We start from the raw sequence: 26,719 nt of genomic DNA, 5'->3' as shown, positions 1-26,719 counted from the left end.
AGCAAGCCCCCTCCCATACTTGGAATGTATTCCAAGTATGGGAGGGGGCTTGCTCCCGATGAGGCCAGTACACCCCACACAAAACTACCTGACACTCCCTCGCAACACACCCACCACTTCCTGCAACCGCGCAGGCGTCGCCGCCTCCACCGCTACCGGTGCACCCGCGACCAGCACCACCCGCGACCAGACCCGATGAAAGAACCCCTTGTTCGGGTCGCGACTGAAAAAACTCCCCCACAACCCCTGCAACGCCATGGGAATCACCGGCACCGGCGTCTCCTCCAGAATGCGCGTCAGCCCGCCACGGAACTCATTCATCTCGCCATCGGCCGTCAACTTGCCTTCCGGGAAGATGCACACCAACTCCCCGTCCTTCAGATACTGGGCAATCCGCGTGAAGGCTTTTTCATAGATCTGGATATCTTCATGGCGGCCCGCAATCGGAATCGCCCCTGCCGTGCGGAAGATAAAGTTCAGCACCGGCAAGCGGTAGATCTTGTAGTACATCACGAAGCGAATCGGCCGACGCACCGCGCCACCAATCAGCAGCGCATCGACAAACGACACGTGGTTGCATACCAGCAACGCCGCGCCTTCATCCGGAATGGCTTCCAGGTTGCGATGCTCGACGCGGTACATGGAATGGCTGAGCAGCCAGATCATGAACCGCATGGTGAACTCGGGGACAATCCTGAAGATGTAGGTATTGACCGCGATATTGAGCAGCGACACCACCAGGAACAACTCGGGGATCGACAGCTTGGCCACGCTCAACAACAGGATCGACACGATCGCCGACACCACCATGAACAGCGCGTTGAGGATGTTGTTGGCCGCGATGACCCGCGCCCGCTCATGCTCGGCGGTGCGCGACTGGATCAACGCATACAGCGGCACGATATAGAAACCGCCGAACACGCCCAGGCCGAGAATATCGAACAACACCCACCAGGCCTGGCCATGACCGAGTACCGCCAGCCAGTCGTTGGGCTGGACGTTCTGCGGGAAACCACCAGAGTGCCACCACAGCAACAAACCAAACACTGTCAGGCCAAACGAGCCAAACGGCACCAGGCCGATTTCGACCTTACGCCCGGAGAGTTTTTCACAGAGCATGGAGCCGAGGGCGATACCCACAGAGAACACGGTGAGAATCAGCGTGACCACGGTTTCGTCGCCGTACAGCCATTCCTTCGCATAGGCCGGGATCTGCGTCAGGTAAATCGCCCCGACAAACCAGAACCACGAGTTGCCCACGATCGAGCGTGACACCGCCGGCGTCTGCCCCAGGCCCAGGCGCAAGGTGGCCCAGGACTCGCTGAAGATATTCCAGTTCAGCCGCAAGCCTGGCGTAGAAGCCGCCGCCCGTGGAATGCTGCGGCTGGCCAGGTAACCCAGTACAGCCACACCGACGATCGCTACTGACACCACCGGCGCGTAATGCGCGGACGACATCATGATCCCGGCGCCGATGGTGCCGGCCAGGATCGCCAGGAACGTGCCCATCTCCACCAGGCCATTGCCACCGACCAACTCATCTTCATGCAGGGCCTGGGGCATGATCGAGTATTTCACCGGGCCGAACAGCGCCGAGTGCGTGCCCATGGCAAACAGCGCCAGCAGCATCAGCTCCAGATGATTGAACAGAAAGCCCGTGGCACCCACGGCCATGATCACGATTTCACCGATCTTGATCGCACGGATCAACGCATCCTTGTTGAATTTCTCGCCAAACTGCCCAGCCAGCGCCGAAAACAGGAAGAACGGCAGGATAAACAGCAGCGCACAGAGGTTGACCCAAATGGAGCGGTCACCGTCGATGGTGAGTTTGTAGAGAATGGCGAGGATCAGCGATTGCTTGAAGATGTTGTCGTTGAAGGCACCCAGCAACTGGGTGACGAAAAACGGCAAGAAGCGCCGCGTGCGCAGCAAGGTGAATTGCGAGGGGTGGCTCATCGTCCGTGTTCCTGCGTGGCCTGATAGGCTTTATTGCCGAAGGCTTTTATAAAGAGACAGGCCACGACTTTACCTAAACCCGCTTACTTATTCCCTATTCCTGCAATGCAGGGTGAAACAAAAAGCTCACCTTTATAGGCGCCCTGCACGGTGCGCTTGGCCACGATCAGCCACATCAGCGCCAAGGCCAGCACCAGCGCGCTGCCAAACACACTGAAGAACCCCAGATGCAACACGCTCGCCAGCTTCAGCGTGGCCAGGGCATACACCCCCAACGGAAAGGTGAAACCCCACCAGCCGAGGTTGAATGGAATGCCGGCGCGCAGGTAACGCAGGGTGATCAACACCGCAATCAGCAACCACCACAAACCGAAGCCCCACAGCGTGATGCCCGCCACCAGGCCCAGGCCGTTGGCCATCTCGCCGACACCGGGCAGGCCATTGGCCGCGAAGATCGCCGGCGCATCACCGCCCAGCAGCAACATACCGAGTGCGCCGGTGCCGATAGGGCCCAGCGCCAGCCAGCTCGACGCAGCCATGTTGGCGTGGGGCAGTTTATGCAACGCCATGCGCAGCATCAGGATAGTCAGGATGCTGAACGCCACCGGCAGCGAAAATGCCCACAATACGTAGCTGGTCACCAGCATCACCAGTTGCCCATGGGCGTCGGCCAAGTGCGGCGCCAGCAGGCCACCACTGGCTGCGGCGACTTCAGCCGCGACGACCGGCAACAGCCAGACGGCGGTCATCTGGTCGATACTGTGTTCCTGCCGGGTAAACATCATGAACGGAATCAGCACGCCGCACGCCAGGGCCATCGCGACGTCCAACCACCACAGAGTCTGCGCCAACGGCAGCACGTCACTGCCCCACCGCGGCAGGCCGAACAGCAACAAACCGTTGAGAATGGTTGCCAGCCCCATGGGAATGGTGCCGAAGAACATCGAAACCGTGGAGTGCCCGAAAATCCGCCGCGCCTCCTGGAAATACATCACCCAACGCGCGGCGTACAACCCACTGAACACTACAAACAGGCCAATGGTAGACATCCACAACGCTTCGGCGACGGCGTACAGGCCCGGCACGTTGACGGGCAGTTGTGCCAGCGCCAGTGCCAGCACGCCGGTGCCCATGGTGGCGGCAAACCAGTTGGGCGTGAATTGACGAATCACTTCCCGCGGCCGGGTCAGGTGACTGAAGGGTTTGTAGCTTGGGGTATTCGCGCAGCTCATGTTGATAATCCTCTTCCTCGTATGAGGTTGAAGCCATCATAGAACCTGATCGAATATCTATATAACGGGTAATTTCTCTATCTGTTATCTACTTTACCTATATATGACACTGACTATACCGCAGCCTTGGCCCGCGCCGTTTCCTGCAACAGCAAGCCGGCCAGTGCACCCAGGGCCAAAAGGATGAGCACGGCACCGTAGCCATCGGTGGTGGCGATCAAGCCAAACTCCCGGCTCAGGTTACCGGCCAGCAACGCCGGCAAGCAGAACGCCAGATAGCTCAACATATAGAAGGCCGACATCAGCCCTGCCCGCTCATGAGGCAACGCCAAACCGACGATACTGCGCACACTGCCCGTGAAGCCGCCGCCAAAACCCAAGCCGGCGATCACACTGGCCACAAAGAACAGCCACAGACTGGCGCTCTGCACCGCCACCAACAACAGCGCCACCCCGGTCGCCAGCAATACAGCCGACAGGCGCATGATTTTATCGGCCGGGCGATTGCGCAGGCTGTAGATCATCACCGCACCACTGAGCGTCACCACCGCCACCAACCCACCCCCAATCAGGTGCGAGGTCGACCCGGTAGCAGCCCGCACCAGCGAAGGCACCAGCGAAGAAAAGAACCCTCCCAGTGCCCATACCGCCACATTCAGCGGCATCGCCAGCCACAGGGCACGGCGCGCTTGTTCGGGGACATGCAGCGTCGGCGCCAGCGACTTCAAGGCCCCCGGTATGCGGCTGACTGTCTCCGGCAAGCGCCACACATACAGCGCTTGCAGGGTCATCAGCCCGAGCATCGCGAAATAAATCAATTGGGTCGGCCGTGGCGCAAACTCCACCAACAGGCCGCTGCCTAAACCGCCACTGGCCATCCCCAGCATCGGCGCAAGGCTGTTGAGCATCGGGCCGCGGACACGGTCAGTATCGAGCAAGGTTGCACCCAGCACCGCCGTCGCCATGCCGGTGGCGAAACCTTGCACCGCCCGGGCGGCAATCAGGTACGCGGTGCTATCAGCGTTGATAAACAGCAGCATCGCCAGCATATTCAGGATCAATGCCGCAAAAATGACCGGCTTGCGTCCCAGGTAATCCGATAGCGAGCCGACGGTCAGCAAGGCTGCCAACAGGCTCACGGCATACACGCCAAAGATCATCGTCAACACAGCCGCCGAGAAATGCAGATGGTCTTGATACACCTGATACAGCGGCGTTGGCGCGCTGGACGCGGCGAGAAAGGTCAGCACCGTCACCACCAGGAACGCCAGGCGGGAACGATGGGAAGTAGGACTGGACATGGGCACGCTCCGCTAAAGCTAATAATTTGCTTTTTCGAAGTGTGCTACCAGAAAGCGCTTAAAGCAAATTCTTTGTGTTAAGGTTTTAGCCATGGCGATAAAAGAAGGCCTTCGCCCGGGAGGCCGTAGTGCCCGGGTCCAAGAATCAGTGCACAGCGCTGCCCGTGAATTGCTGGAAGCCCATGAGCGCTCCAGCGTTACCGTGCCGATGATTGCGGCACGGGCAGGCGTCACGCCGTCCACCATTTACCGCCGTTGGGGCGACCTGTCCGCCCTGCTCGCCGATGTGGCACTGGAGCGCCTGCGCCCGGACGGCGAACCTGCCAACACCGGTAGCCTGCGCGGCGACCTGCGCGCCTGGGGCGAACAATACCTGGATGAAATGAGCTCGGAGCTGGGGCGCAATATGATGCGCGACGTGCAGTGCAGTCGCCCAAGGGACTATTGCACCCACATTCTGATGGGCCAGTTGCAGATTATTCTTGATCGGTATCAGGACACCGTCGGTCCGTTACCCACACTGGACAGGTTGCTGAACCTGATTGCCGCGCCAACGGTGTATCGCAGCCTGTTTTCCAGCACGCCACTGCCGGTTGAAGAGCTGCATGAGCTGATCGACTTGGCGCTCAAAGCCTGAAGCTCATATACCAAACCAAATGTGGGAGGGGGCTTGCTCCCGATGGCGGTGGACCAGTCACCTTATTGATTGACTGACACACCGCCATCGGGAGCAAGCCCCCTCCCACATTTTTACAGCGTTCGACCTTACGTACGCATACCACGCCCGCTCACCAGCAGCCTCGCGCAACCGATGTACAACACCACGGTAGCGATCAGCATAAAGGTGATCGCCACGCTGATCTTGATATCCGATACCCCCAGGATGCCGTAGCGAAAGGCGTTGACCATGTGCAGTACCGGGTTGGCCAGCGACACGGTCTGCCAGAACGGCGGCAGCAGGGTAATGGAGTAGAACACACCGCCCAGGTAAGTCAGCGGCGTCAGCACGAAGGTCGGGATGATTGAAATATCATCGAAGTTGCGTGCAAAGACCGCGTTGATAAACCCCAGCAGCGAGAAGATCGTCGCCGTCAGCACCACCACCAACAGGGTGACGCCCAGGTGATGCACTTGCAGATGGGTGAAGAACAACGACAGCAAGGTCACGATCACGCCGACCATCAAGCCACGCAGCACGCCGCCCAGGGTGTAGCCGATCAGGATGGTGTGGGGCGACACCGGCGATACCATCAGTTCTTCGATGGAGCGCTGGAACTTGCTGCCGAAGAAGCTGGAGACCACGTTGCCGTAGGAGTTGGTGATCACCGACATCATGATCAGCCCGGGCACGATGTACTCCATGTAGGTAAAACCGCCCATGTCACCGATCTGGCGACCGATCAGGTTACCGAAGATCACGAAGTACAGGACCATGGTGATCGCCGGCGGCAGCAGGGTTTGCGGCCAGATCCGGGTAAAGCGCTTCACTTCGCGGTAGACGATGGTTTGCAGGGCAACGAGGTTGGGTTGCAGTTCGGAACTCATACCGCCACCTTCGCCAGATTTTTCTCCACCAGGGACACGAACAACTCCTCAAGGCGATTGGTTTTGTTACGCAGGCTCAGCACTTCGATGTTCTGAGTCGCCAACTGGGTGAACAGCGCAGTGATGCCCATGGCCTTGTCCACCTGCACTTCCAGGGTGTGGCCATCGACCAGCCGGCTTGGGTAACCGAGCAACTGCGGCGGCGCCGACAGATTGTTTTTCAGGTCCAGCAGGAAGGTTTCCACATGCAACTGGCCCAGCAGGTTACGCATGCTGGTGTTCTCGACGATGGTGCCGTGGTCGATGATGCCGATGTTGCGGCACAGTTGCTCAGCCTCTTCCAGGTAATGGGTGGTGAGGATGATGGTAATGCCCTTCTCGTTCAGCTCGGTCAGGAAGGTCCACATCGAGCGACGCAGTTCGATGTCCACGCCCGCGGTGGGTTCATCGAGGATCAGCAGGCGCGGTTGATGGACCAGCGCACGGGCGATCATCAGGCGACGTTTCATACCCCCGGACAGCGAGCGGGACGGCACGTCACGTTTGTCCCACAAGCCCAGTTGGGTGAGGTACTGCTCGGCGCGCTCCTTGGCGACTTTCGCCGGGATGCCGTAGTAGCCGGCCTGGGTCACGACGATGTCGAAGGTCTTTTCGAACTGGTTGAAATTGAACTCCTGGGGCACCACGCCGATGGCACGCTTGAGCGCCGCAGGGGATTTGTCCAGGTCATGACCAAAGATATTCACGCTGCCGCTGGTCTTGTTGACCAGGGTCGAAAGGATGCCGATGGTCGTGGACTTGCCGGCGCCGTTGGGGCCGAGCAAGGCGAAAAAGTCACCTTCGGCGACGTCCAGATCGATACCACTCAAGGCCTGGAAACCGTTGCCGTAGGTTTTGGTTAGCTGCCGGATGGACAGAGCGGAACTCATATCGGATTACGCACCAAAGAAGGGAATAGACAAGATAGATGAGGGCGCACCGCAGGTAGTTCAACCTGCGATGCACGGGCATGGTGCGTGCCCACGTCGCACAAGTACAGTCACCCGTATTAATAGTAGGTATTAAGTCAACGCAGTCATCACGGCTTTGCGGTACGCCGGGCGTTGCTGCAGGCGCTGGTACCAAGCCTCCAGATGCGGCATTGCAGGACGCTCGATAGGCATTTCGAACCAGGCGTAAATAAAGCAGCCCAGGGGGATATCACCCATGCCGAATGCGTTGCCGGACAGATAAGGCTGCTCGGCCAGGGCTTTGTCCACGGTAGCCAAAGCATCGATACAGGCCTGGCGCCCAGCGTTGATGCTGTCCCAGTTCTGTTTTTCCGCCGGGGTACGCAAGATGCCCCAGAACACCGCCTTGAACGGCTCGGCGAGGGTCGAGGTGGTCCAGTCCATCCACTTTTCGGCGTTGGCGCGGGCTTGCAGGTCGCTCGGGTAAAACGCCGACGCATGCTTGGCGCACAGGTAACGCACGATGGTGTTGGATTCCCACAGCACAAAATCACCGTCTTCGATCACCGGTACCCGGCCATTGGGATTCATTGCCCGATATTGCGGCGTGTCGACCACGCCAAAAGCCCCGCCCGCATCAATTGCCTCATAGTCCAGGCCGAGTTCCTCGGCGCACCACAGTGCTTTCCTGACGTTTGATGAATTTTTACGACCCCAGATCTTCAGCATGACCGCGCCTTATCGTTGATGAACATGGCTTGATGAATGCAGCAGCATACGCCGGTTCACGCGCGGCTTGAATCGCTGTGCATGTCGCCCAGCAAGGTTGGCGCGTCCTCGGTAAACAGGTGGGGATAACACTGCTGAATGTGGGCGAAAAAAAACGCTTCGGGCACGTCCGGAAACTGCCCGTGCTCCAGCACATATTCCATCGAGCGTCGGCCCTGACGGTTGAATGCGTGGAAGATGCTGTCGTGAATGCCATCGAATTCCAGTGGCGGTACATCGAACAACTCGCACAGTTGCTGGTTGAACGCCGGCGTGGCCTTGACCCAGCGGCCCCGCAGGAACAACTCGGTGTAGCCATGCATGGCGAATACATCACTCTTGAGCAGCGCGATCAGGCGGGGAGTCGACAGATGATTACGCACATCCGCCAGGCCGATGCGCGCCGGGATACCGCAATGGCGAGCACACGCAGCGAGCAGGGTAGCCTTGGGCACGCAGTAGCTCTCGCCGGCGGCCAGCGCGAAGCTGGCTTTCAGGCTGCCGGGATCGCGGCTGAAGGTGTAAGGGTTGTAGCGAATAGCCTCACGCACGGCGTAGTAAAGACTGACTGCCTGGTCACGCGGATCTGCGCTCGGACCCCGATGTTTTTCGGCGAACTCCACCACCGCAGGGTGGTCACTATCGATGAAGCGGCTGGGACGCAGGTACGTATCCATAAGCGTTATCTCCGAGACATGCCTGAAGTTTAACGACAGGTCTGCCCTGGAGATAACGACGATTCGGCCAAATGTCGGCGCCTGGTGATGGTGCTCCCAATACAACTCGTTACACCCTGATCACCGCGCTTTTTCGGATGCCGACTAAGCTCCAAGGTGGTTTCGCCCCTGGTTTCACGGAGGATTGAATATGCTGTTGTTGTGGATACTGGTTCTAGTGCTCGGCATTGCCTACCTGGCACACCGCCGCACCGCGCCCCTGCCCGCCCTGGGCGTGGTCGCCGTCTACCTGCTGGCGATGGGCGCCTGGAGCCACGCGCCGGGCTGGCTGTTGCTGATCTTCTGGGTATTGATCGCGGCAGTCGCCGCCCCCCTGCTGCTACCCGACCTGCGTCGTCAATACTTCACCAAGCCACTGTTCAACTGGTTCCAGAAAGTCCTGCCACCGATGTCCGAGACCGAGCGCGACGCCATTGACGCCGGCACCGTGTGGTGGGATGGCGAACTGTTCAGCGGCCGCCCCGACTGGGACAAGTTGCTGGCCTACCCCAAGGCCCAACTGACCGAAGAAGAACAAGCGTTTATCGACGGCCCCACCGAAGAACTCTGCGCCATGGTCAGCGACTGGGAAATCGGCCAGGCCATGGACTTGCCGCCCGCCGCCTGGGAGCACATCAAGACCCACGGTTTCTTTGCGCTGATCATTCCCAAGGAGTACGGCGGCAAGGGTTTCTCCGCCTATGCCCATTCCCAGGTGGCGATGAAGCTGGCCACGCGCAGCGGCGACCTGGCCTCGACGGTGATGGTGCCCAACTCCCTCGGCCCGGCTGAACTGCTGCTGCATTACGGCACCGACGAACAGCGCAACCACTATCTACCACGCCTGGCCCGTGGCGATGACATCCCCTGCTTCGCCCTGACCGGCCCGCTGGCCGGCTCCGACGCCGGCGCCATGCCCGACACCGGTGTGATCTGCAAGGGAGAATGGGAAGGCAAGGAAACCCTCGGCCTGCGCCTGAACTGGGAAAAACGCTACATCACCCTTGGCCCGGTAGCGACGCTGCTCGGCCTGGCCTTCAAGGCGTATGACCCGGATCATCTGCTGGGCGAAGAAGAAGACCTGGGCATCAGCCTTGCGCTGATCCCCACCGACACCCCCGGCGTCGAAATCGGCCGCCGTCACCTGCCTCTGGGTGCCGCGTTCATGAACGGCCCCAATTCCGGCAAGGATGTGTTCATTCCCCTGGAATACCTCATCGGCGGCCAGGAAATGCTCGGCAAAGGCTGGATGATGCTGATGAACTGCCTGTCGGTTGGCCGTTCGATCTCGCTGCCTGCCGTGGGCACCGGCGCCGCCAAGTTCACCAGCCTGGTGACCGGCCAGTACGCTCAGGTACGTGAACAGTTCAACGTGCCGCTGTCGGCCTTCGAAGGTATCCAGGAAGCCCTGGCGCGTATCGGCGGCAATGCGTGGCTGATGGACAGCGCACGCATGCTCACCGCCAACGCCGTGGACCTGGGGGAAAAACCTTCGGTGCTGTCGGCGATCCTCAAGTACCACCTCACCGAACGCGGTCGCGAGTGCATCAGCCACGCCATGGACGTGCACGGCGGCAAGGGCATCATCATGGGCCCGAACAACTACCTGGGCCGTAACTGGCAGGGCGCGCCGATCTTCATCACCGTGGAAGGCGCGAATATCCTGTCGCGCAACCTGATGATCTTCGGCCAGGGCGCCATTCGCTGCCATCCGTTCGTGCTCAAGGAAATGGCCCTGGCCGGTCGCGAAGACCATGACCAGGCTCTCAAGGAGTTCGATGGCCTGCTGCTGCAGCACATCGGTTTTGCCGTGAGCAACGCCGCCAGCACGCTGGTACTGAACCTAGGTGTAGGGCATTTCGAGAAAGCCCCGGGCAACCGCTTGAGCCAGGGTTACTTCCGCGCCTTGAACCGCCAGGCCGCCGCGTTCGCCCTGCTCGCCGACTTGAGCATGATGCTGCTCGGCGGCGAGTTGAAACGTCGTGAACGCTTGTCGGCACGCCTGGGCGATGTGCTGAGCCATATGTACCTGGCATCGGCCGCGCTCAAGCGTTATCACGACCTCGATTCGCCGGATCACCTGGAACCGCTGTTCGCCTGGGCCATGGAAGAAAGCCTCGGCCAGTCGGAGCGCGCACTGGATGAACTGTTGAGCAACTTCCCGAACAAAGTGCTCGGTTGCCTGTTGCGGGTGATCGTGTTCCCGTTCGGGCGTCGCCATACCGGACCGTCCGATGCGCTGGATGCCGAAGTGGCCGCGGTGATCGGCCGGGCCAAGGGCGACCCTACCCTGGAGGAGTTGCTGGCCGGCTGCTACCGCCCACAATCGGCGGAGGATCCGGTGGGCGCACTGCAACACGCCTACGACCTGCTCGGTGCCGGACAGCCCTTGCAGAAAAAACTGCACACCGCGCTCAAAAGCGGCCAGGTCAAACCCGCTGCGGGCGAGCATGTCATCGATGCCGCGCTGAACGCAGGCGTCCTGCAGGCCGCCGAAGCGCAGACGCTGCGTGAGGCTGAAGCCGCGCGACGCAAGGTGATCGACGTGGACGATTTCAGCAAGGAAGAACTGGCCCAGGCTGAGGGTAAAGTCCGCTGAGTCGGGCAGTCATATAATTACGGGCGCTTGAGCTATATACTCTCGCGCCCGTTTTTGCTTTAGAGGACTTATCTCGTGTCCAACGCCGTTGCCGATCATCTCGTCTTGCTCGACCACCTGCGCAGCATCCTGGTTGCCGTCGGCGAAGCCGAACAGGTGCCTGAGGAAAGCCATGCGCTGTTCCTGGAGCGTTTCGACGAACTGCGCGCCCTGCTGCCGGTCGACCCCATCGAAAGCCAGTACCTGGGGCAGGACCTGATGAGTCAGGTCATCCTGCGCTACCCGCAAATTGCCCATCTGGTGCCACGCGACCTGCTGTGGTTCTTCGGCGGCGATTGCCTGCACTTCATGCCCGACGAAGAACTGGACATGTACCAGGCACTGGAAGAGCGTCGCTATGAGGCCGAACAGAACGACGAACCGTTCGACTGGAACCAGGAAAAGCAGCTGCTTTCCATGCCTCAGGACCAGAGCAAGCACTGATCTTCAGGTGGGAGCGGGCTTGCCCTAATGCCAGTCAGTTAAGAAAACCTGCCACGACCAAACTTTGTAGTGAGCGGGCTTGCCCCGCGCTGGGTGGCAAAGCCGCCCCAACAAAGACGCCACGGTATTTCAGAAGGACCGAGGCGCCCGGGTTGGGGGCGGCTGCGCCACCCAGCGCGGGGCAAGCCCGCTCACTACGGATGATGTGTTCTACATCCACCATTTGACTGACTGGCATTAGGGCTTGCCCGCTCCCACATTTCGGACCCTGTTCCTACCGTCGGCGCAATGTCGGCTCCGTCGCCATGCACTCCACCAGATAATCGATGAACACCCGCAACTTCGGCGGCAGATAGCGCGTCGGCGAATGCAGCAACCACGCCTCGCCGTGGTAGGACGCAATAAAATCCCACTCCGGCAACACCTGCACCAAGCGCCCCGCCTCCAACGCATGCCGCGCAGTGAAGTACGGCAAGCTGCCAATCCCCACATGCTGCAACACGGCGTCCAGACGCACCCCGGTATGGTTCGCCGCGTAGCGCCCACGCACGCCGACGGTCACAGCCTTGCTGCCCTGGCGGAATTTCCAACGGGAATCCCCCGGGGTTTCACCCAGGTAAATGCAACTGTGTTCCAGCAAATCATGGGGGTGCAACGGCGTCCCCTGCTCAGCCAGATAGTGCGGCGTAGCGCACAATAAATGCTCAATGGGCAACAACTGCCGCCCCACCAGGCCCGGCGGCGGGCTGTCGGTAATGCGGATGCTCAGGTCGACGTTGTCATCGATCAGGTCGACATGCCGATCTTCGAGGATCAACTGCACATCCACCTTGGGGTAGCGCCGCAAAAACTCCGGCATATGTGGGTGCACCACAAACCGCCCCACCGCCTTGGGCACGCTGACCCGCACCAGGCCCTCGGCCTCATGAGTGAATTGGCCGCTGATTTCCATCACCGAACGCGCCGCGCTGACCATCTCCCGGCAGCGCTTGAAAACCTCTTCACCCCCCTCGCTCAAGCGCAACTTGCGCGTGGTGCGTTGCAGAAGCCTAGTGGCCAGGGCTTGCTCCAGGCGCGAGATGCTGCGGCTCACCGCCGAGGGTGAAACACTCAGTTGCCGCGCAGCCTCAGAGAAGCTGCCGGTTTCGACCACCTTGACGAAAATCGCCATTTCGCCCAGCAACGGCAAAGGAAGATTGATGCTCATAACGCACAGGTCCATTGATATTTGAACGGATTATCACCTATCCGAGCACTATTTATACTGCTCACAGAACCCTGATGCGGATGTAACCCATGACCGAGCGCCTATTCTTTACTCACGACCATCTGACAGCCGAACTTGAAGTGCTCGCCTGTACACCGCACGAAGATCAGTTTGCAGTCACCTTGCAATCGACGATTTTTCATCCCCAGGGCGGCGGCCAGCCGCACGACACCGGTTGGCTCGGTGAGAGCGCCGTACTGCGTGTTATCCAGGAAGCCGACCGCCTCGCTCACTATGTCGATAAACCCGTCGCGCTCGGAACCGTCACCGCAAGGGTCGACGAACAACGCCGTGCCCTGCACACGCGCCTGCATTCCGCCGGGCATCTGATCGGTAATGCCGGGGAAAGCCTGGGCTGGATGCCGATCAAGGCGCATCACTGGCCGGGTGAAGGCAAAATCACCTTTATCCGCGGGGAGACAGCGCAAGCCATGGATCCCGAGTTGATTCAGCGGCAGATCGAGCAATGGATCGCCGCTGACTATGCCCGTCACACGACGCTGGAAGACGGCACGCGGGAAGTCGGGTTCGGCGAGTTGCCGCCGTATGCCTGTGGCGGCACACATGTGCAATCGCTGAGCGAACTGGGCCAGGTAACGATCCTGGCCCTGTCGGAAAAGAAAGGCGCGCTGTCGGTACGCTACAGCCTGGATTAAAGCGCAATCGCCCCCGCTCGCCCCGGCTCCACCACAAACGACTTAAGGGTCGAGACCGTGGCGCTGGGGTCGCGCGGGTCGCTGATCACCCGGAAGTTCGTCACCATCTTCTGCTCTTCCAGCGCCACCGATACGTAGCCACGTTGACGGCTGTCAAAGAACTTCACATGGGGATTGAGCGGCAGGATCTGCGTAAAGGCATCGAACGGTGGGCCGTCGGACGTCACTGACGTGCCGACGAATTCGGTGGCGACAACGGGCGAGTCCGGGTCACTGGCGTCAGCGTGCAGATCCGTGGTCCAGAACGAGTGGATATCGCCGCCCCAGAACACCGGGTTTTTCACCCGTCGGCGTTGAATCGACGCCAACATGCGCTCGCGGTTGGCCATATAGCCGTCCCACCCATCGGTCCAGCGTCCGGGCTTGTGGTTGGTCAGGTCGCGCTGAGTCAGCGGTGCCACCAGCAGGTCCTGGGCGATGACGTTCCACTGCGCCCGCGACTCGGCGAACCCTCGGTCCAGCCAGGCTTCCTGCTCCCAACCGAGCATCGTGCGATTGGGTGCGCGCAAGTCCGTGCACGTATTGTCGGCGACATGCCCCTGGTGACTGCCGTTGGCGAGAATGCAGGGCTGTTCCGAGCGGTACTGGCGCCCATCCAGTACATGGAAGCGCGCCAGCCGGCCGTAGTCCAGACGCCGATAGATGCGCATATCCGGACCTCTGGGCACGCTGCCGGCGCGCAGTGGCATATGCTCGTAAAAGGCTTGGTAGGCCGCCGCCCGTTGCTGCAGGAATTGCCCCACCGGTATTTTCGGGTCCTGGGACCAGCGATTGGCGTAGTCGTTTTGTACCTCGTGGTCATCCCAGGTCGCCACGCTGGGCGCGGCGGCGTGCAAGGCCTGTAGGTCCGGGTCGGTTTTGTACAGCGCATAGCGGTTGCGGTAATCGCTCAGGCTTACTGCGTTGCCACTGCCGTGGGGGCGAATGATCTTGCCCGAGTCCGGCGCGTAGGAACTGTCGTAGATGTAGTCGCCGAGAAAAAACACCAGGTCCGGTTGCTCGGCCGCGAGGTGGCGGTAGGCGCTGAAATACCCGCGCTCCCAATGCGAGCAAGACACAAACCCCACCCGTGCCGCAGCCATAGCCTGCAAGGGCGGCGCCGTATTCACCCGCCCTACCGGGCTCTGTGCCCCAAGCCCTTCGAACTGGTACCAATACGGCCTGCCCGCTTCCAGCCCCGCGACCTCGACATGCACTGAGTGGGCAAACCGTTCGGTCGCCATCACCTCGCCCTGCTTGACGATGCGCTTCATCGCCGCATCACTGGCCACCCGCCAACGCACCGGCACGGCGCGGCTCAACCCACCGCGTCCATCCACGGCATTGAACACGGGCGCCAGGCGCGTCCAGATCACAAAACCATCCGGCAACGGGTCACCCGATGCCACGCCCAGGGTAAACGGGTAGTCCACCCCGGCACTGCGCGCAAAGGGGCTGAGGATCGAAAATGCCGTCGCCACCGCCAGCCCGGAGAGTACCCGGCGGCGGCCATGGTCCACTGCGCCGCTCACAACCGGCGCTCCCAGTCGTCACGCACGGTGGCAAACCCGAGCAAGTCCTCATACACGCCATTTTTGAGAAACGCCTGACGCAGGCAGCCCTCATAGCGCAGTCCGATTTTCTCCATGACCCGCGCCGACTCCTGGTTGCGACCAAAGCACTGGCTGCCCACCCGTTGCAACCCCAGTTCGACGAAGCCGAAGTCGGTCACTGCACTCGCCGCTTCCGCGGCATAACCCTGATTGCGACAGTGCGCCGCCACCCATCCGCCGAGGTGTCCATAGTGATGTCGAGAGTTGATACGCAGGCTGACGATACCGATCAATTCGCCGGTTGCCTGGACATGCATGCCCAGGCTCAGCAACTCGCCGGCACGATATTTTTCTGCGCTCCCGGCAATAAAAAGCTGCGCAGTTTCCAACGTGTAAGGCACTGGAATATTGGCGGTGTTATCCGCGATTTTCGGCCCGTTGGCGAGCGTGGAGAGTATCTCGGCCTGGTCCGGCTCCAGTGCCCGCAGGAGTAAACGCGGCGTGGACAAATGAGGCAGTTCAGTCGACATACGGGGCGGCTCGCGAAATAAATGCACAAGAGTGTACGGCCTTCGTGTCAATTTCATTACGTCACAAAACTGCAAGGTAAATCTTCTGAAAGACTCGTCCTAGAGCCTTCAAACCGTAAATTTTTGTTAACCGTTCGGTCATTTTTGACTGTTAGCGTGTCGCCCCTAATTCAATAACGGGGTAACGGAATGAGAACCTGGGATGAACCCAAGAAACGCAAGGCACACATCGAGTTGATCCCAATGATCGACGTGATGATGTTCCTCCTGGTGTTTTTCGTACTGGTGAGTCTGAACGTGATTCCGGCACTCGGCATGAAGACGCAGTTGCCCAGCGCCAGCAGCTCGCAACAACTCAAGCCGCAGAACAAATTCATCCTGACGCTGGGCCTGGCAGGCCAACTGCAGCTCGACGGCAAAGACCTCACGGTCGACGCCTTGGTACCGGCCCTGAAGGCCGCTGAAAAGCCCGATACCAAGTCGACGATCATCGTCAACAGCGACAAAGGCGTCGAGGTTGCGCGCCTGGTGGAAGTGATGGACACCCTGCGCCAGGGTGGCTTTACCTCCGTCTCCATCGCCACGCGTAAGTCCTGACCATGTATGTATTGTTCCGTGCGCGTCAGCTGCTGGGCAGTGTCCCGGCCCTGATCGCCCTGGTGCTGATTGCCTTGGGCATCCAGTCCCAGCCCCTGAAGATCCAGCCTCAGTACGATGAATCGGCGGTCGAGCTTGCCCTGGTCGAGCCGGAGCCCGAGGTGGTGCCTGAACCCGTGGTGGAGCAAGAACCGCCACCACCGGTGATCGAGGATGAAGAAGCCGAACCGGCCCCGCCGCCACCGCCGCCCAAGCCTCTGCCCAAACCTGAACCCAAGCCCAAGCCGCTGCCCAAACCCAAACCCGTGGTGGCCGCCAAGCCAACGCCCGCCCCCGCGCCAGTAGCCCCCGTCGCCGCCAAGCCGGTGCAGGCCGCCGTCGCACCGACACCCGCACCGCCTGCGCCACCGGCACCGCCCAAGGTGGATGGGCAGGCACTGGAGGGGGGTTACCTCAAGGGTCTGCGCAACGAGCTGGACACTTACAAGCAATACCCCACCGGGCGCCAGGCGTCCCTCGAGCGCCCCAGTGGCGAGGTGGTGGTCTGGCTGATGGTGGATCGACAAGGCCGCGTCCTCGACTCCGGGATCCAGACCCCGGCACCGAGCATGCTGCTCAACCGGGCCGCTACCAATAGCCTGCGCCGTATCAAGCAGGTCAAGCCGTTCCCCGAACAAGCCTTCGGTGGACGCAACGAGCAACGCTTCACCGCCACCTTCAACTACAGCGTGCAATAAGCACCCGACACCAGGACGACAGTGATGAGGTTCACACGTATTCATCTGGCACTCGTTGCCGCAACGAGCATGACCCAGGGCTGGGCCATGGCAGCCACCAGCGACAGTGACGTCGGGACGATTGGCGTACAGGGCAAGGCGACCGCTGGGGGCGGTTACATGGTCCCGGAAGAAAGCGCCAAGGGCCGCTCGACCATCACCAAGGAAGCGTTGGACAAGCAAACCGCCACCGGCAACGCCATCGACAAACTCAAGTACACGCCGGGGCTGAATATCTCCAGCGAAGACAACACCGGCCTCTCCGGTTTCCGCTTTACCATGCGCGGCATGAACTCCGACCAGGTGGGCATGTCGGTGGACGGTATGCCGATCAACGACTCCGGCAACTACGCGCTGTACTCCAACCTGCTGGGCGACCCGGAAAACATCGACCAGATCTTCGTCACCCAGGGTTCCTCGGAAGCAGACGGCCCGCATATCGGTTCAAGCGGCGGCAACATCGGCATCGTGACGATCCGCCCGACCAAGGAAACCGGGGCGTTCGTCAAGCAGGTCGTGGGCAGCAACGCCACCCGCAAGACCTTCGCCCGCCTCAACACCGGCGAGGTCAACGGCCTGAGCAACTGGCTCTCGGTGTCCCACACTGAAGGCGATATGTGGCGGGGCTCGGGTGCCGTGCGCGCCGACAAAGTAGAGTGGAACAGCTTCTTCGACGCCGGCAACGGCAACACCGCGAACCTGATCCTCAAGTACCACGAGCAGGACAACAACAGTTACAGCCAACTGACCAAGGCGCAGTTCCAGCAGTTCGGCCGCAAATACGACCCGTACGCCGCGACGCCGGCCCTGGGCAGCAACGGCAAGGTCAACAACTACTACGCCCTGGCGCAGAACCCGTTCCAGACCTTTACCGGCGTGCTCAACACCCAGTTCAAGCTGGCCGACAACCTGTCGCTGTCGGTCATCCCGTATTACTACTGGGGTAATGGCAGCGGTGTCGGCTCCTCTTCCTATGCGCTGAACCGTGGCTCCAACCAGGGCGGCGTCTTCGACTTGGGCAACCTGCCAACCGCCGCCCAGTACAATGCCGATGGCTCCTCGACCAGCGGCGTCTACTATCGCCCTTCGCGCACCCAGACCTGGCGCCCGGGCATCACCACCAAACTGAACTGGGACCTGGGCGACCACAGCCTGCAATTCGGCTACTGGTACGAGCGCGCACGCCAGAGCCAGACCCAACCGTTCATTGCCCTCAAGAACAGCGGCAAGCCAAGCGACACCTGGCCGGATGGCTCGTCCGTGGTCGACGCCAACGGCAACACCGTTCAGGGTCGCGACCGCTTCACCGTGACCCCGGCGCAAAAAGTCTGGGCCCAGGACACCTGGTTCATCAATTCGGACTGGACCCTGATAGCTGGCCTTGCCTACATGAACGTCGAGCGCGACGGCACCAACCATGGCAGCCTCACCGAACAACCGGAAAAGCGTAACCAGACCTACAACAAGCTGCTGCCCAACGCGGGCCTGAAATACCAACTCGACGAACGTGACCAGTTGTTCTACAGCCTGTCGCGCAACATGCGCGTGCCGCAGAACTATGTGCTGTACGACAAAGGTGCCGACTCGATCAACTCCAAGCCGGAAACCAGCTGGAACCACGAACTGGGCTGGCGCTACACCGCCGACGACATGACCCTGGCCGCCACCCTGTTCTACATGGAGTTCAAGAACCGCCAGGTATCGTCCAAGGACATCAACGGCGACTTCGCCGACATCAACGCCGGTTCCGTCACCAACAAGGGCCTGGAGTTGGAATGGAGCGGCCTGCTGCCTAACCACTTCAACTACTACACCTCCTACACCTACACCAAGGCCGAACAGCAAGATGACCTGACCGTCTACAACGCGGGCAAAGCCATCGTATTGCCCACCAGCGGCAAGCAGTTCGCCAACGTGCCCAAGAACATGCTGGCAGCCAACATCGGTTATGACGATGGGCGCTTCTACGGCACCTTCGGCGGCAAATACACCAGCCAGCTCTATGGCGACCTGACCAACGATGAATCCATCTCCGGCCGCACCGTGTTCAACCTCGGCGCCGGTATCTACCTGCCGGTGGACAAGAAAGTGGTCAAGGACGCGACCCTGCGCCTGAACGTCGACAACCTGTTCGACAAGAAATACCTGGACGGCGTGTACACCACCAAGACCAACTCGGCGAGCTACAGCGGCTTCCGCGATGGCGACCCGGCTTACATCGTGGGCGTAGACCGTACCGTCACGGTTTCCCTGGAAGCGAACTTCTAATTGCGAGGCTACAGATCATGGACATGAACCTGCTTCACGCCATCACCTTTTATGTAATGTACGCCGCCATGGCGATTGCGATCTTTATCACCATCGAACGCGGCATCTACTTCGCCTATGTGCGTCGCCAGGCACGTGACTTGACCGAAGTGCTCGGTGCCAACGTGCACAGCGAACGCGACCTGCCGCAGGCGCTGACCCGCCGCGCCAGCCTGCCGCTGAACATGGTACTGCCGATCCTGGCACAGAAGGCCGCCCATGGTTCGCGCAAGGACCTGGACGACGAGATCGACACCCAGTACCTCAAGACCCGTGCACCGCTGTCGCGCAGCCTGTGGATCATCGAGACCATCACCACCGCCGCGCCGCTGCTGGGCCTGTTGGGCACCATCCTGGGCATCATCGACACCTTCAAGGCACTGGCCACGGCCGGCGTATCCGACCCGGGCCAGATCTCCGGTGGTATCGGTACGGCCTTGTTCGCCACCGGCCTGGGGATTGCCATTGCGCTGTTCTGCGTGGTGTTCCATAACTTCTTCCAGGACAGCCTGGAGCGCATCAACGATCAGTTGAAGATCCTGCTGATCCGCGCCGCCACCGGCGCCCGTGTCCAGGGTGAAGTCCCGCACCTGGTGCCGACGCCGCTGCACACCCGCACGGCATGACCTTAAAGGCGGGCGCGTGATGCGCCCGCCGTTCTTTCTGCTCGATGAGACGCCCATGCACCTATCCATGAAATTGCGTATCGCAGACATCGCCGGCGTGCTCCTCAGTCCGCTTGCCCAAGCGGACTTTTCAATTCCGGGGTTTGAACTGGTGCACACCGTACCGGTGGAGACTGCGTTGGGCACGGCTGACCTGCGCCAGCCTGGTCCGGTGTGGATCGAGTTGTTCGACGGTGCGACAACGACCATTGATATCGGCCAGTTCTACGCCGCCGACCACCCAGGCTCAGTGATGGACACCGTGATCCAGCACCTGGAAGCCGCCGGCAAACGCGGTGTGAAGATTCGCTTCCTGCTTGAAGAAAAAGGCATCAAGTTATCGGAAGCCTCCACGCTGGAACGCTTGCGCGCCATTCCCAACCTGACCTTCCGCGTATTGCCCTACGGGCAAGTGAGCGGCGGCATCATCCACGCCAAATACCTGGTGGTGGACGGTAAACAGGCGTTTGTCGGTAGCCAGAATTTCGATTGGCGTTCACTGGAACATATCCACGAAACCGGCCTGCGCATCAGCGATGCGACCGTGGTGAGACAGGTCCAGGCGATCTTCAACCAGGATTGGAAAGCCCAGGCCGCCCTCGCCGACCACAAACCCGTGCCCCTGCCGGTCACCGGCCAGGAACCTGCGCGCACCGGCAACTACCTGGTCGCCAGCCCGCAACGCTACAACCCACCGGGCGTGGGCGATTCACAATTGGAGCTGCCACGCCTGCTGAGCGAGGCAAAAAAGGAAGTGCGCGTGCAACTGCTGGACTATGCGCCGTTGTCCTATGGGCCGGATCGCACCCGCCCCTACTACGCCGTGATCGACAACGCCATACGCGCCGCCGCCGCACGTGGGGTGTCGATCAAATTGATGGTGTCTAACTGGAACACCGACACGCTGGAACTGCCCTACCTCAAAAGCCTGGCCGTATTGCCGAATGTCGAAATCAAGATCGTCACGCTGCCCGAGGCCAAACAAGGCTTTATCCCCTATGCGCGGGTGATCCACAGCAAGACCATGGAGATCGACGGGCAGGTGGCGTGGGTCGGTACGAGCAACTGGCTCGGCGGCTACTTCGACAACTCGCGCAACCTGGAAGTGGTGATGCACGACAACGCGATGGCCAAGCGTATCGGCGAGTTGCATGAGCAGTTGTGGGATGGGCCATATGCCAAGGCGCTGGAGGTCATGGCTCAGTATCCGGAGCCGCACCCAGGCAAGCCTTGACCTGAAATGTGATTCAACGCCCCCCTGCGGGAGGGGGGCAAGCCCTAATGCCAGTCAGTTAATGGTGGGATGTAGAACACATCATCTGTAGTGAGCGGGCTTGCCCCGCGCTGGGTGGCGCAGCCGCCCCAAACCCAGGCACTTCGGTCCTTCTGAAATACCGTGGCGTCTTTGTTGGGGCGGCTGCGCCGCCCAGCGCGGGGCAAGCCCGCTCACTACAGAGTTTGGTTGCGGCAGGTTCTCTTAACTGACTGGCATTAGGGCAAGCCCCCTCCCACATTTGAGTCTTTATTGCCCTGACACCTGAGTACGATATTTCCCACACCAAGGCCTCCCTATAGCGACCTTGGTGATGGTAGTGTGTAGAAATGTTTCTGACTTATTGATCAGAAACCTCTTACTCACTATCTGCAAAGGAATGCCTCTGACAATGCACTTTCCACTCAAAAAACTGGTAGCCGCCACCCTGTTCGCAGCCAGCCTCTCGGCAGTCGCCACACCCGCTTTCGCCAACCTCAGCGCCGAACAAAGCGCGACGATCATCAAGCATTTCAACGAAGCGCCGGCTACCGATTTCCGGGGTTTCCTCGGTACCCTGTCCAAGGGCGAGCTGGCGAAAACCGATGATGTCGGCCCGGCCATCGAGACCTTCCTGGCCAACAAACCGCTGAGCGCCGACCAGCAGAACGAAATCAATCGTCTGCTCGGTATTTACACGCGGGTGAAGTACGGCAAGGCCGCCCTGGAAACCCTGCGCGAGCTGGTGGAAATCCCGACGTTCAATGTCGACGGCCTGCCGCAGTACAAGAACCCGGAATTTCTCAAGATCGCCGACAAGATCCAGAGCCTGGCCAAAGCGTTCAATCTGAATTTCCGCAACGTCGACAACCGCGTCTATGAAATCACCCTGGAAGGCAGCGGTGACGAAGTGGTGGGCATCCACGCCCACGCAGACGTGGTGCCCGTAACGCCGGAAAACTGGGTGCTCAAGGACGGCACCAAACTCGACCCGTTCAAAGTCACGCTGATCGGCGACCGCATGTATGGTCGTGGCACCGAGGATGACAAGAACGGCATCGTCGTGGCCATGTACGCCATGAAAGTGATCAAGGAAGAAAAGCTGCCGCTGGCGCGCAACTTCAAGTTGCTGGTGGACACGACTGAAGAAACCTCCGGCGATGCGATCCCGTACTACTTCGAACACAACCCGGTTCCGCAATACAACCTGGCGCTGGATGGCGGCTATCCGGTGGTGATTGCCGAGAAAGGTTACGGCACCGTCATGGCCACCTTCCCGGTGCGCAAAGGTGAAGGCAAAGGCGCCGAGATCATTTCGATGACCGGTGGCATGGCCACCAACCAGATTCCTTCGGTATCGGTGGCCACTCTGGTCAGCGACAAGCCGGCTGAACTGGCGACCAGCCTGGAAAAAGCCGGCGTTGAATACGCCAAGCAGAATGGCGGCGACTTCGAGGTGGCGGCCAAAGTGGTCGGCAACGAGGTCAAGCTGACGGTGACCGGCGTGTCCGCTCATTCCTCTAAACCGGAATCCGGTGTGAACCCGGTGGCGCGCATGCTGGTGCTGATCCACAGCCTGGACGGCAAGATCGCCCTCAAACACAACCACATCACTGATGCCGCGCGATATGCCGCCGACAACTGGGGCCTGGATTACCTGGGCGGCAAATTGGGCGTGGGCTTCTCCGACCCCTTCATGGGGCCGCTGACCACCTCGCTGACCTTTGTCGGCCAGGATGCCAAAGCCTTCAAACTGGCGGTGAACCTGCGCGTGCCGAAGGGCAAGACGCCGCAAGTGCTCAAGGCCGAAATCGCCGACAAGCTCAGCGCCTGGGACAAGCAATCCAAGGTCAAGGTGGACTTTACCTACTCGGTGGCCGAGCCGATGTACCGCAACCCTGAAGGCGAATGGGTGAAAGCCTTGCTCGCCGTGGCCAGCGAAAACCTGGGCATGGAACACAAGTTCGGCACTTCGCCCGGCGCGACCTCCGTGCACGAATTGCCCAATGGCGTGCAATTCGGCCTGGCGCGCCCGGAAGTCAAATACACCGGGCACACGGACGGCGAGTTCAAGAGCGTCGAGCAGTTCCTGCTCGACCTGCAGATCGTCACCGAAATGATGGGCCGCGTCGGACAACTGCCCAAGCTCTGAGGCGATTTGAGCCCGCCGCAACGGCGGGCTCAACGCATCAGGATATCTTCGAAGAACCCACCGATGGGCAGCACGGGGTGACAAAGCTGGATCTCCAGCACCCACACCATTTCGCTGGGGGTGATAGCCAAGTCAGCCAGTTCCTTGTTCCCGAACAATGCATGGGGAAAATCCGCAATGCGGTGACCGGCCAGGTTGCGTGACAGCCGCCAGCCCTTGTCCACGGCGCGGCGTTCGGCAAAGTCATACAGTTCACAGCCGGTCATGCCTCGCAGCCAGGCTTCGCGGGTTTCATCGAAGACTTCATGCAACACCTTGCGGCACTCCAGGTGCAACGGCGCCTCGCCGAAGACAAAGGTATCGCCGTAGTCCCCTTCATAGCCGTCCCAGACCGGGCCAAGGTCCACCACCACGATGTCGCTGGGGCGCAATGTGCGCAGTGGGTCGATGCCTTCCCGGGATGGGCGCACCGTATCATCGCCAAAGCGGATGTAGGTGGGGTGCCAGGTATGTGAGGCACCCATGGCCTGCAGTTGCTGGGCGGCCATTTCGAGGGCGGCGCCCGTGGTCATGCCCACCTTCAGTTGACTGGCGATCGCGGCCAGTGCACGCACGCTTTTCTCACGTGCCGCGAGCATGCCGTCGAGAGAATAGCGCGGCCCGACTTTTTCCCAGGTTTGATCCAGGTTGTCGAGCAGCGTATCGGCGCCGGACTGGCCACTGGGCACAAAGGCCTCTGCGATAAACCGATGGGCCGGCAAGCCCGCGTCCAGGCAAGCTGCACGCGCCTGGTTGATCATTACGCTGTTGCCGCAGGCATACACCTGAGCCGCCTCCCAGGCGTGACCATGGCTCAGCGCAACCTCCTGCACCCTGCCCTCGGTTGCCAGTACCGGGTGCCAATGAAAATGCGCAGAGTCGATGACCGCCCGATCCAGGAATGCGCGGTCGTAAAAATCTGCCGCCTGTGCGCCACCCCAGTAAAACGTCACGGGCACATCCTGTTGCAGGGCGGTCAGCAAGATCGGCTTGATACCCGCGTAGCCGGTGCCCGTGGCGAACAAGACCACAGGCGCAGCGGCATCGTCCTGCCAGGTACAGGCACCAAAAGGCCCTTCCAACTGCAACAGATCGCCGGCCTCGAGGTCATCCAGAAGCGTCTCGGAAAACAGCCCGCCGCGCACCCGGCGAATCTGAAACACCAGGCGCCCATCGCCTTCGGCCGGCAGGTTGGCGATCGAGAAGCAGCGCGAGTCACCGCCGACCAGACGGAATTTGAGGTACTGGCCCGGCCGCACTGCCAATGGCTTATCCGGCATCAGGACCAACTCCGTGATATCGGCGCTGAGTGCGCGCTTGCTCAGCACCGTCGCCTCGACAACCAGCGCGGGCGTGTCCAGCGACCAGCCAGGAATTTCCAGGCGCATATCGGCGCACGCGTGGCTTTGGCACAACAGCATTTCATTGGCCGCCAAGGGGAAGCATGGCGCAGGGGCGCCGGGCGCCAGTGACTTGGCCCGGTAGTGCCCCGCAGTGACGATGACCTTGCAGGATCCGCAGGCGCCGCGACGGCAGGAAAACGGAACGGACAGGCCGCTGGCGAGCATCGCGTCCAGCAATAGCTCGTCACCGGCTTCAAAGGTTTTCCCCGAGGGGGCGAGTTCGATGACATGGCGTGTATTCATAAAGACCTCGGGGTAAGTGAGGCTTGATTGTTGCGCTAGACTAGGCCCATTAGAAACCTCCAGTTTTGGATACTTCAGATGGTCCAGATGCGTAAATGGCGCCCGTTGCTCAAGTTGGATGAGAACACCCACCAAGCCTCCTATCGCAAGATCGCCGAGGGCCTGGTGGCTGCGATCGTCGACGGGCGTCTGTCGCCGGGCACGCTGCTGCCGGGCACGCGAGAAATGGCGCAGTTGCTCGACGTCAACCGCAAGACGGTCATCCTGGCCTATGAAGAAGCCCTGACCAAAGGCTGGCTGATCAGCGAGCCGCGACGTGGGACGTTCGTCAATACGCAACTGGCGCCCACGCCAACGCCGCGCGGCGCACAACAGTCTTTTGCCCCGCCATTGCTGGAACAAGCGAACGTCGCGTACTTCACCCAGAACGCCCAGGTGATCGCCCTGCAACATCGGCACGACGCGCTGTTTTTCGATAACGGCGCCTGCGACCATCGCTTGCTGCCCCAGGCCGTGCTGCATCGCTACTACCGCAACGCGCTGCGCAAAAGCTTTACGTCCAACTGCGTGCGTTATGGGAGCGAGGGCACCGGCTATGAATTGCGTTGCGCACTGGCGCAAATGTTGCGCAATAACCGTGGGTTGCCCGTCAACGCCGAGAATATCTGCCTGACCCCAGGCACTCAGGTATCGCTGTTCCTTACCGCCGGCCTGCTGATCCAACCGGGGGACGTGGTGCTGGTAGAACGCTTGAGCTATCCCCCCGCGTGGGAAATCTTCCGCAAGCTCGGTGCGCAATTGGTCATGGTCGATATGGACGACGAAGGATGTCGAACGGACCACATCGAGCGGTTATGCCACATGCACAACGTGAGGATGATTTACCTCACGCCGCACCATCAATTCCCCACCACCGTGAGCCTGCATGCAGCACGTCGACAACAGTTGCTGGCACTGGCGGCGCAGCACAATTTCTGCGTGATCGAAGAAGACTACGACCACGAATACCATTTCAACGGGCGGCCGTACTTGCCATTGGCCAGTGATCACGCACAACGTCATGTGATCTATATTGGCTCGTTATCCAAAGCGTTGGGCGCAACCTTTCGTTGCAGCTACGTCGTCGCCCCCGCCAGCGTGATTGAAGTGCTGCAGAGGAGCGCGGCATTGGTGGTGGGAGACAGCGACGCGGTCGCGCAGAAGATGCTGGCCGACCTGATCAACCAGGGCGAATTGAAGAAACACCTGCGCCGCGTTTCAAAAGAATACGCCGCGCGTCGGGAGGTGCTGCAGAGCTGCCTGCAGGAGGCATTTGGCGACCGTATCCGGGTACGCGAGCCGGAGGGTGGTCTCGCGCTCTGGGTGCGGTTCGAGGATGACACCGACGTCGATCAACGGGTCAACGCCGCCCAGGACCAGGGCATCGTGGTGCGCAGCGCCCGTCAGTTTTCGCCGATGAACCTGCCGGAAAATGCCCTGCGCCTGGGTTTTGCCTCACTGGATCGGGATGAGATCCGTCAAGCCACGCAGCGGCTGGCACGGGTGCTAAACGCGCACAAATAAAAACGCCGATCATTGCTGATCGGCGTTTTTATTGAATATGGAGCGGGAAACGAGACTCGAACTCGCGACCCCGACCTTGGCAAGGTCGTGCTCTACCAACTGAGCTATTCCCGCAAATGGCGTC

General features: G+C 60.7%; 22 protein-coding genes and 1 tRNA gene. 11 read left to right on the top strand and 12 right to left on the bottom strand.

All coding sequences use genetic code 11. The annotated features are described in order from the left end of the window. Positions 1 to 84: 84 nt before the first annotated feature. The 3 genes from C9383_RS26240 to C9383_RS26230 all read right to left on the bottom strand — a co-directional run bounded on the left by C9383_RS26240 (position 85) and on the right by C9383_RS26230 (position 4,492). Positions 85 to 1,959: an MFS transporter gene (locus C9383_RS26240; RefSeq protein ID WP_090365890.1), complete on the bottom strand. Its 1,875-nt coding sequence runs from the start codon at positions 1,957 to 1,959 to the stop codon at positions 85 to 87. Between the two features lie 83 nt (positions 1,960 to 2,042). Then, a complete protein-coding gene (locus C9383_RS26235; protein ID WP_090365892.1) occupies positions 2,043 to 3,191 on the bottom strand; it encodes a TDT family transporter in 1,149 nt (382 codons plus the stop codon). 113 nt (positions 3,192 to 3,304) lie between these two features. Next, a complete protein-coding gene (locus C9383_RS26230) occupies positions 3,305 to 4,492 on the bottom strand; it encodes an MFS transporter (protein WP_090365894.1) in 1,188 nt (395 codons plus the stop codon). A gap of 91 nt (positions 4,493 to 4,583) precedes the next feature. Here C9383_RS26230 and C9383_RS26225 point away from each other — a divergent pair, with 91 nt between their 5' ends. Beyond that, positions 4,584 to 5,129, top strand: coding sequence for a TetR/AcrR family transcriptional regulator (locus C9383_RS26225; protein ID WP_060756955.1), 546 nt, complete (start codon positions 4,584 to 4,586; stop codon positions 5,127 to 5,129). Positions 5,130 to 5,257: 128 nt separating this feature from the next. On the opposite strand, the gene C9383_RS26220 is transcribed toward C9383_RS26225, so the two are convergent. The 4 genes from C9383_RS26220 to C9383_RS26205 all read right to left on the bottom strand — a co-directional run bounded on the left by C9383_RS26220 (position 5,258) and on the right by C9383_RS26205 (position 8,432). Further along, the gene (locus C9383_RS26220) at positions 5,258 to 6,037 is read right to left on the bottom strand and encodes an ABC transporter permease (protein WP_060756954.1); all 780 of its coding nucleotides are present in this window, start codon (positions 6,035 to 6,037) and stop codon (positions 5,258 to 5,260) included. Beyond that, entirely contained in the window at positions 6,034 to 6,966 is a 933-nt protein-coding gene (locus C9383_RS26215) for an ABC transporter ATP-binding protein (protein ID WP_090365896.1), read from the bottom strand. Before C9383_RS26215 ends, C9383_RS26220 begins: the two co-directional genes overlap by 4 nt. A 132-nt stretch (positions 6,967 to 7,098) precedes the next feature. Beyond that, complete coding sequence (locus C9383_RS26210; protein ID WP_090365898.1) at positions 7,099 to 7,716, bottom strand: glutathione S-transferase family protein; 618 nt, start codon at positions 7,714 to 7,716, stop codon at positions 7,099 to 7,101. A gap of 56 nt (positions 7,717 to 7,772) precedes the next feature. Then, complete coding sequence (locus C9383_RS26205) at positions 7,773 to 8,432, bottom strand: transglutaminase-like domain-containing protein (RefSeq protein WP_090365899.1); 660 nt, start codon at positions 8,430 to 8,432, stop codon at positions 7,773 to 7,775. 190 nt (positions 8,433 to 8,622) lie between these two features. On the opposite strand from C9383_RS26205, the gene C9383_RS26200 reads away from it, so the two are divergent. Then, positions 8,623 to 11,070, top strand: a complete 2,448-nt coding sequence (locus tag C9383_RS26200; protein WP_090365901.1) for an acyl-CoA dehydrogenase — start codon at positions 8,623 to 8,625, stop codon at positions 11,068 to 11,070. 75 nt (positions 11,071 to 11,145) lie between these two features. Further along, on the top strand, positions 11,146 to 11,553 hold the full coding sequence (locus tag C9383_RS26195) for a PA2817 family protein (protein ID WP_060756949.1): 408 nt from the start codon (positions 11,146 to 11,148) through the stop codon (positions 11,551 to 11,553). 274 nt (positions 11,554 to 11,827) lie between these two features. Here the strand turns inward: C9383_RS26195 and C9383_RS26190 are convergent, their stop codons facing one another. After that, entirely contained in the window at positions 11,828 to 12,760 is a 933-nt protein-coding gene (locus C9383_RS26190) for a LysR family transcriptional regulator (protein WP_090365903.1), read from the bottom strand. 89 nt (positions 12,761 to 12,849) lie between these two features. On the opposite strand from C9383_RS26190, the gene C9383_RS26185 reads away from it, so the two are divergent. Beyond that, positions 12,850 to 13,476 carry an alanyl-tRNA editing protein gene (locus tag C9383_RS26185; RefSeq protein WP_090365904.1) on the top strand — a complete coding sequence of 209 codons (627 nt, stop codon included), beginning with the start codon at positions 12,850 to 12,852 and terminating at the stop codon, positions 13,474 to 13,476. On the opposite strand, the gene C9383_RS26180 is transcribed toward C9383_RS26185, so the two are convergent. Both C9383_RS26180 and C9383_RS26175 read right to left on the bottom strand, forming a co-directional pair. Beyond that, on the bottom strand, positions 13,473 to 15,047 hold the full coding sequence (locus C9383_RS26180) for an alkaline phosphatase D family protein (protein ID WP_090365906.1): 1,575 nt from the start codon (positions 15,045 to 15,047) through the stop codon (positions 13,473 to 13,475). The two genes, C9383_RS26185 and C9383_RS26180, sit on opposite strands and share 4 nt — an antisense overlap. After that, entirely contained in the window at positions 15,044 to 15,598 is a 555-nt protein-coding gene (locus C9383_RS26175) for a GNAT family N-acetyltransferase (protein WP_090365907.1), read from the bottom strand. Before C9383_RS26175 ends, C9383_RS26180 begins: the two co-directional genes overlap by 4 nt. A 189-nt stretch (positions 15,599 to 15,787) precedes the next feature. Here C9383_RS26175 and C9383_RS26170 point away from each other — a divergent pair, with 189 nt between their 5' ends. The 6 genes from C9383_RS26170 (at position 15,788) to C9383_RS26140 (ending at position 23,347) form a co-directional block, all read left to right on the top strand. Continuing rightward, positions 15,788 to 16,195, top strand: coding sequence for an ExbD/TolR family protein (locus tag C9383_RS26170; protein WP_060757004.1), 408 nt, complete (start codon positions 15,788 to 15,790; stop codon positions 16,193 to 16,195). 2 nt (positions 16,196 to 16,197) lie between these two features. Further along, complete coding sequence (locus C9383_RS26165; RefSeq protein ID WP_090365909.1) at positions 16,198 to 16,932, top strand: energy transducer TonB family protein; 735 nt, start codon at positions 16,198 to 16,200, stop codon at positions 16,930 to 16,932. A 24-nt stretch (positions 16,933 to 16,956) separates the two neighbouring features. Beyond that, positions 16,957 to 19,239, top strand: coding sequence for a TonB-dependent receptor (locus C9383_RS26160; protein WP_090365911.1), 2,283 nt, complete (start codon positions 16,957 to 16,959; stop codon positions 19,237 to 19,239). A gap of 17 nt (positions 19,240 to 19,256) precedes the next feature. Further along, on the top strand, positions 19,257 to 19,904 hold the full coding sequence (locus tag C9383_RS26155) for a MotA/TolQ/ExbB proton channel family protein (protein ID WP_090365912.1): 648 nt from the start codon (positions 19,257 to 19,259) through the stop codon (positions 19,902 to 19,904). 55 nt (positions 19,905 to 19,959) lie between these two features. Next, the gene (locus C9383_RS26150) at positions 19,960 to 21,177 is read left to right on the top strand and encodes a phospholipase D-like domain-containing protein (protein ID WP_090372208.1); all 1,218 of its coding nucleotides are present in this window, start codon (positions 19,960 to 19,962) and stop codon (positions 21,175 to 21,177) included. Positions 21,178 to 21,607: 430 nt separating this feature from the next. Next, positions 21,608 to 23,347, top strand: a complete 1,740-nt coding sequence (locus tag C9383_RS26140; protein WP_090365914.1) for a dipeptidase — start codon at positions 21,608 to 21,610, stop codon at positions 23,345 to 23,347. Positions 23,348 to 23,376: 29 nt separating this feature from the next. On the opposite strand, the gene C9383_RS26135 is transcribed toward C9383_RS26140, so the two are convergent. Then, on the bottom strand, positions 23,377 to 25,032 hold the full coding sequence (locus C9383_RS26135; protein ID WP_090365915.1) for a M24 family metallopeptidase: 1,656 nt from the start codon (positions 25,030 to 25,032) through the stop codon (positions 23,377 to 23,379). 78 nt (positions 25,033 to 25,110) lie between these two features. On the opposite strand from C9383_RS26135, the gene pdxR reads away from it, so the two are divergent. Then, complete coding sequence (pdxR, locus tag C9383_RS26130) at positions 25,111 to 26,595, top strand: MocR-like pyridoxine biosynthesis transcription factor PdxR (RefSeq protein ID WP_090365917.1); 1,485 nt, start codon at positions 25,111 to 25,113, stop codon at positions 26,593 to 26,595. Between the two features lie 38 nt (positions 26,596 to 26,633). Here the strand turns inward: pdxR and C9383_RS26125 are convergent. Then, positions 26,634 to 26,709: transfer RNA gene (locus C9383_RS26125), tRNA-Gly, on the bottom strand. Between the last annotated feature and the right edge of the window lie 10 nt (positions 26,710 to 26,719).

This window comes from Pseudomonas palleroniana, from assembly GCF_003031675.1.
Lineage (GTDB): Bacteria > Pseudomonadota > Gammaproteobacteria > Pseudomonadales > Pseudomonadaceae > Aquipseudomonas > Aquipseudomonas palleroniana.
This window is presented reverse-complemented; position numbering and strand designations above follow the sequence as displayed.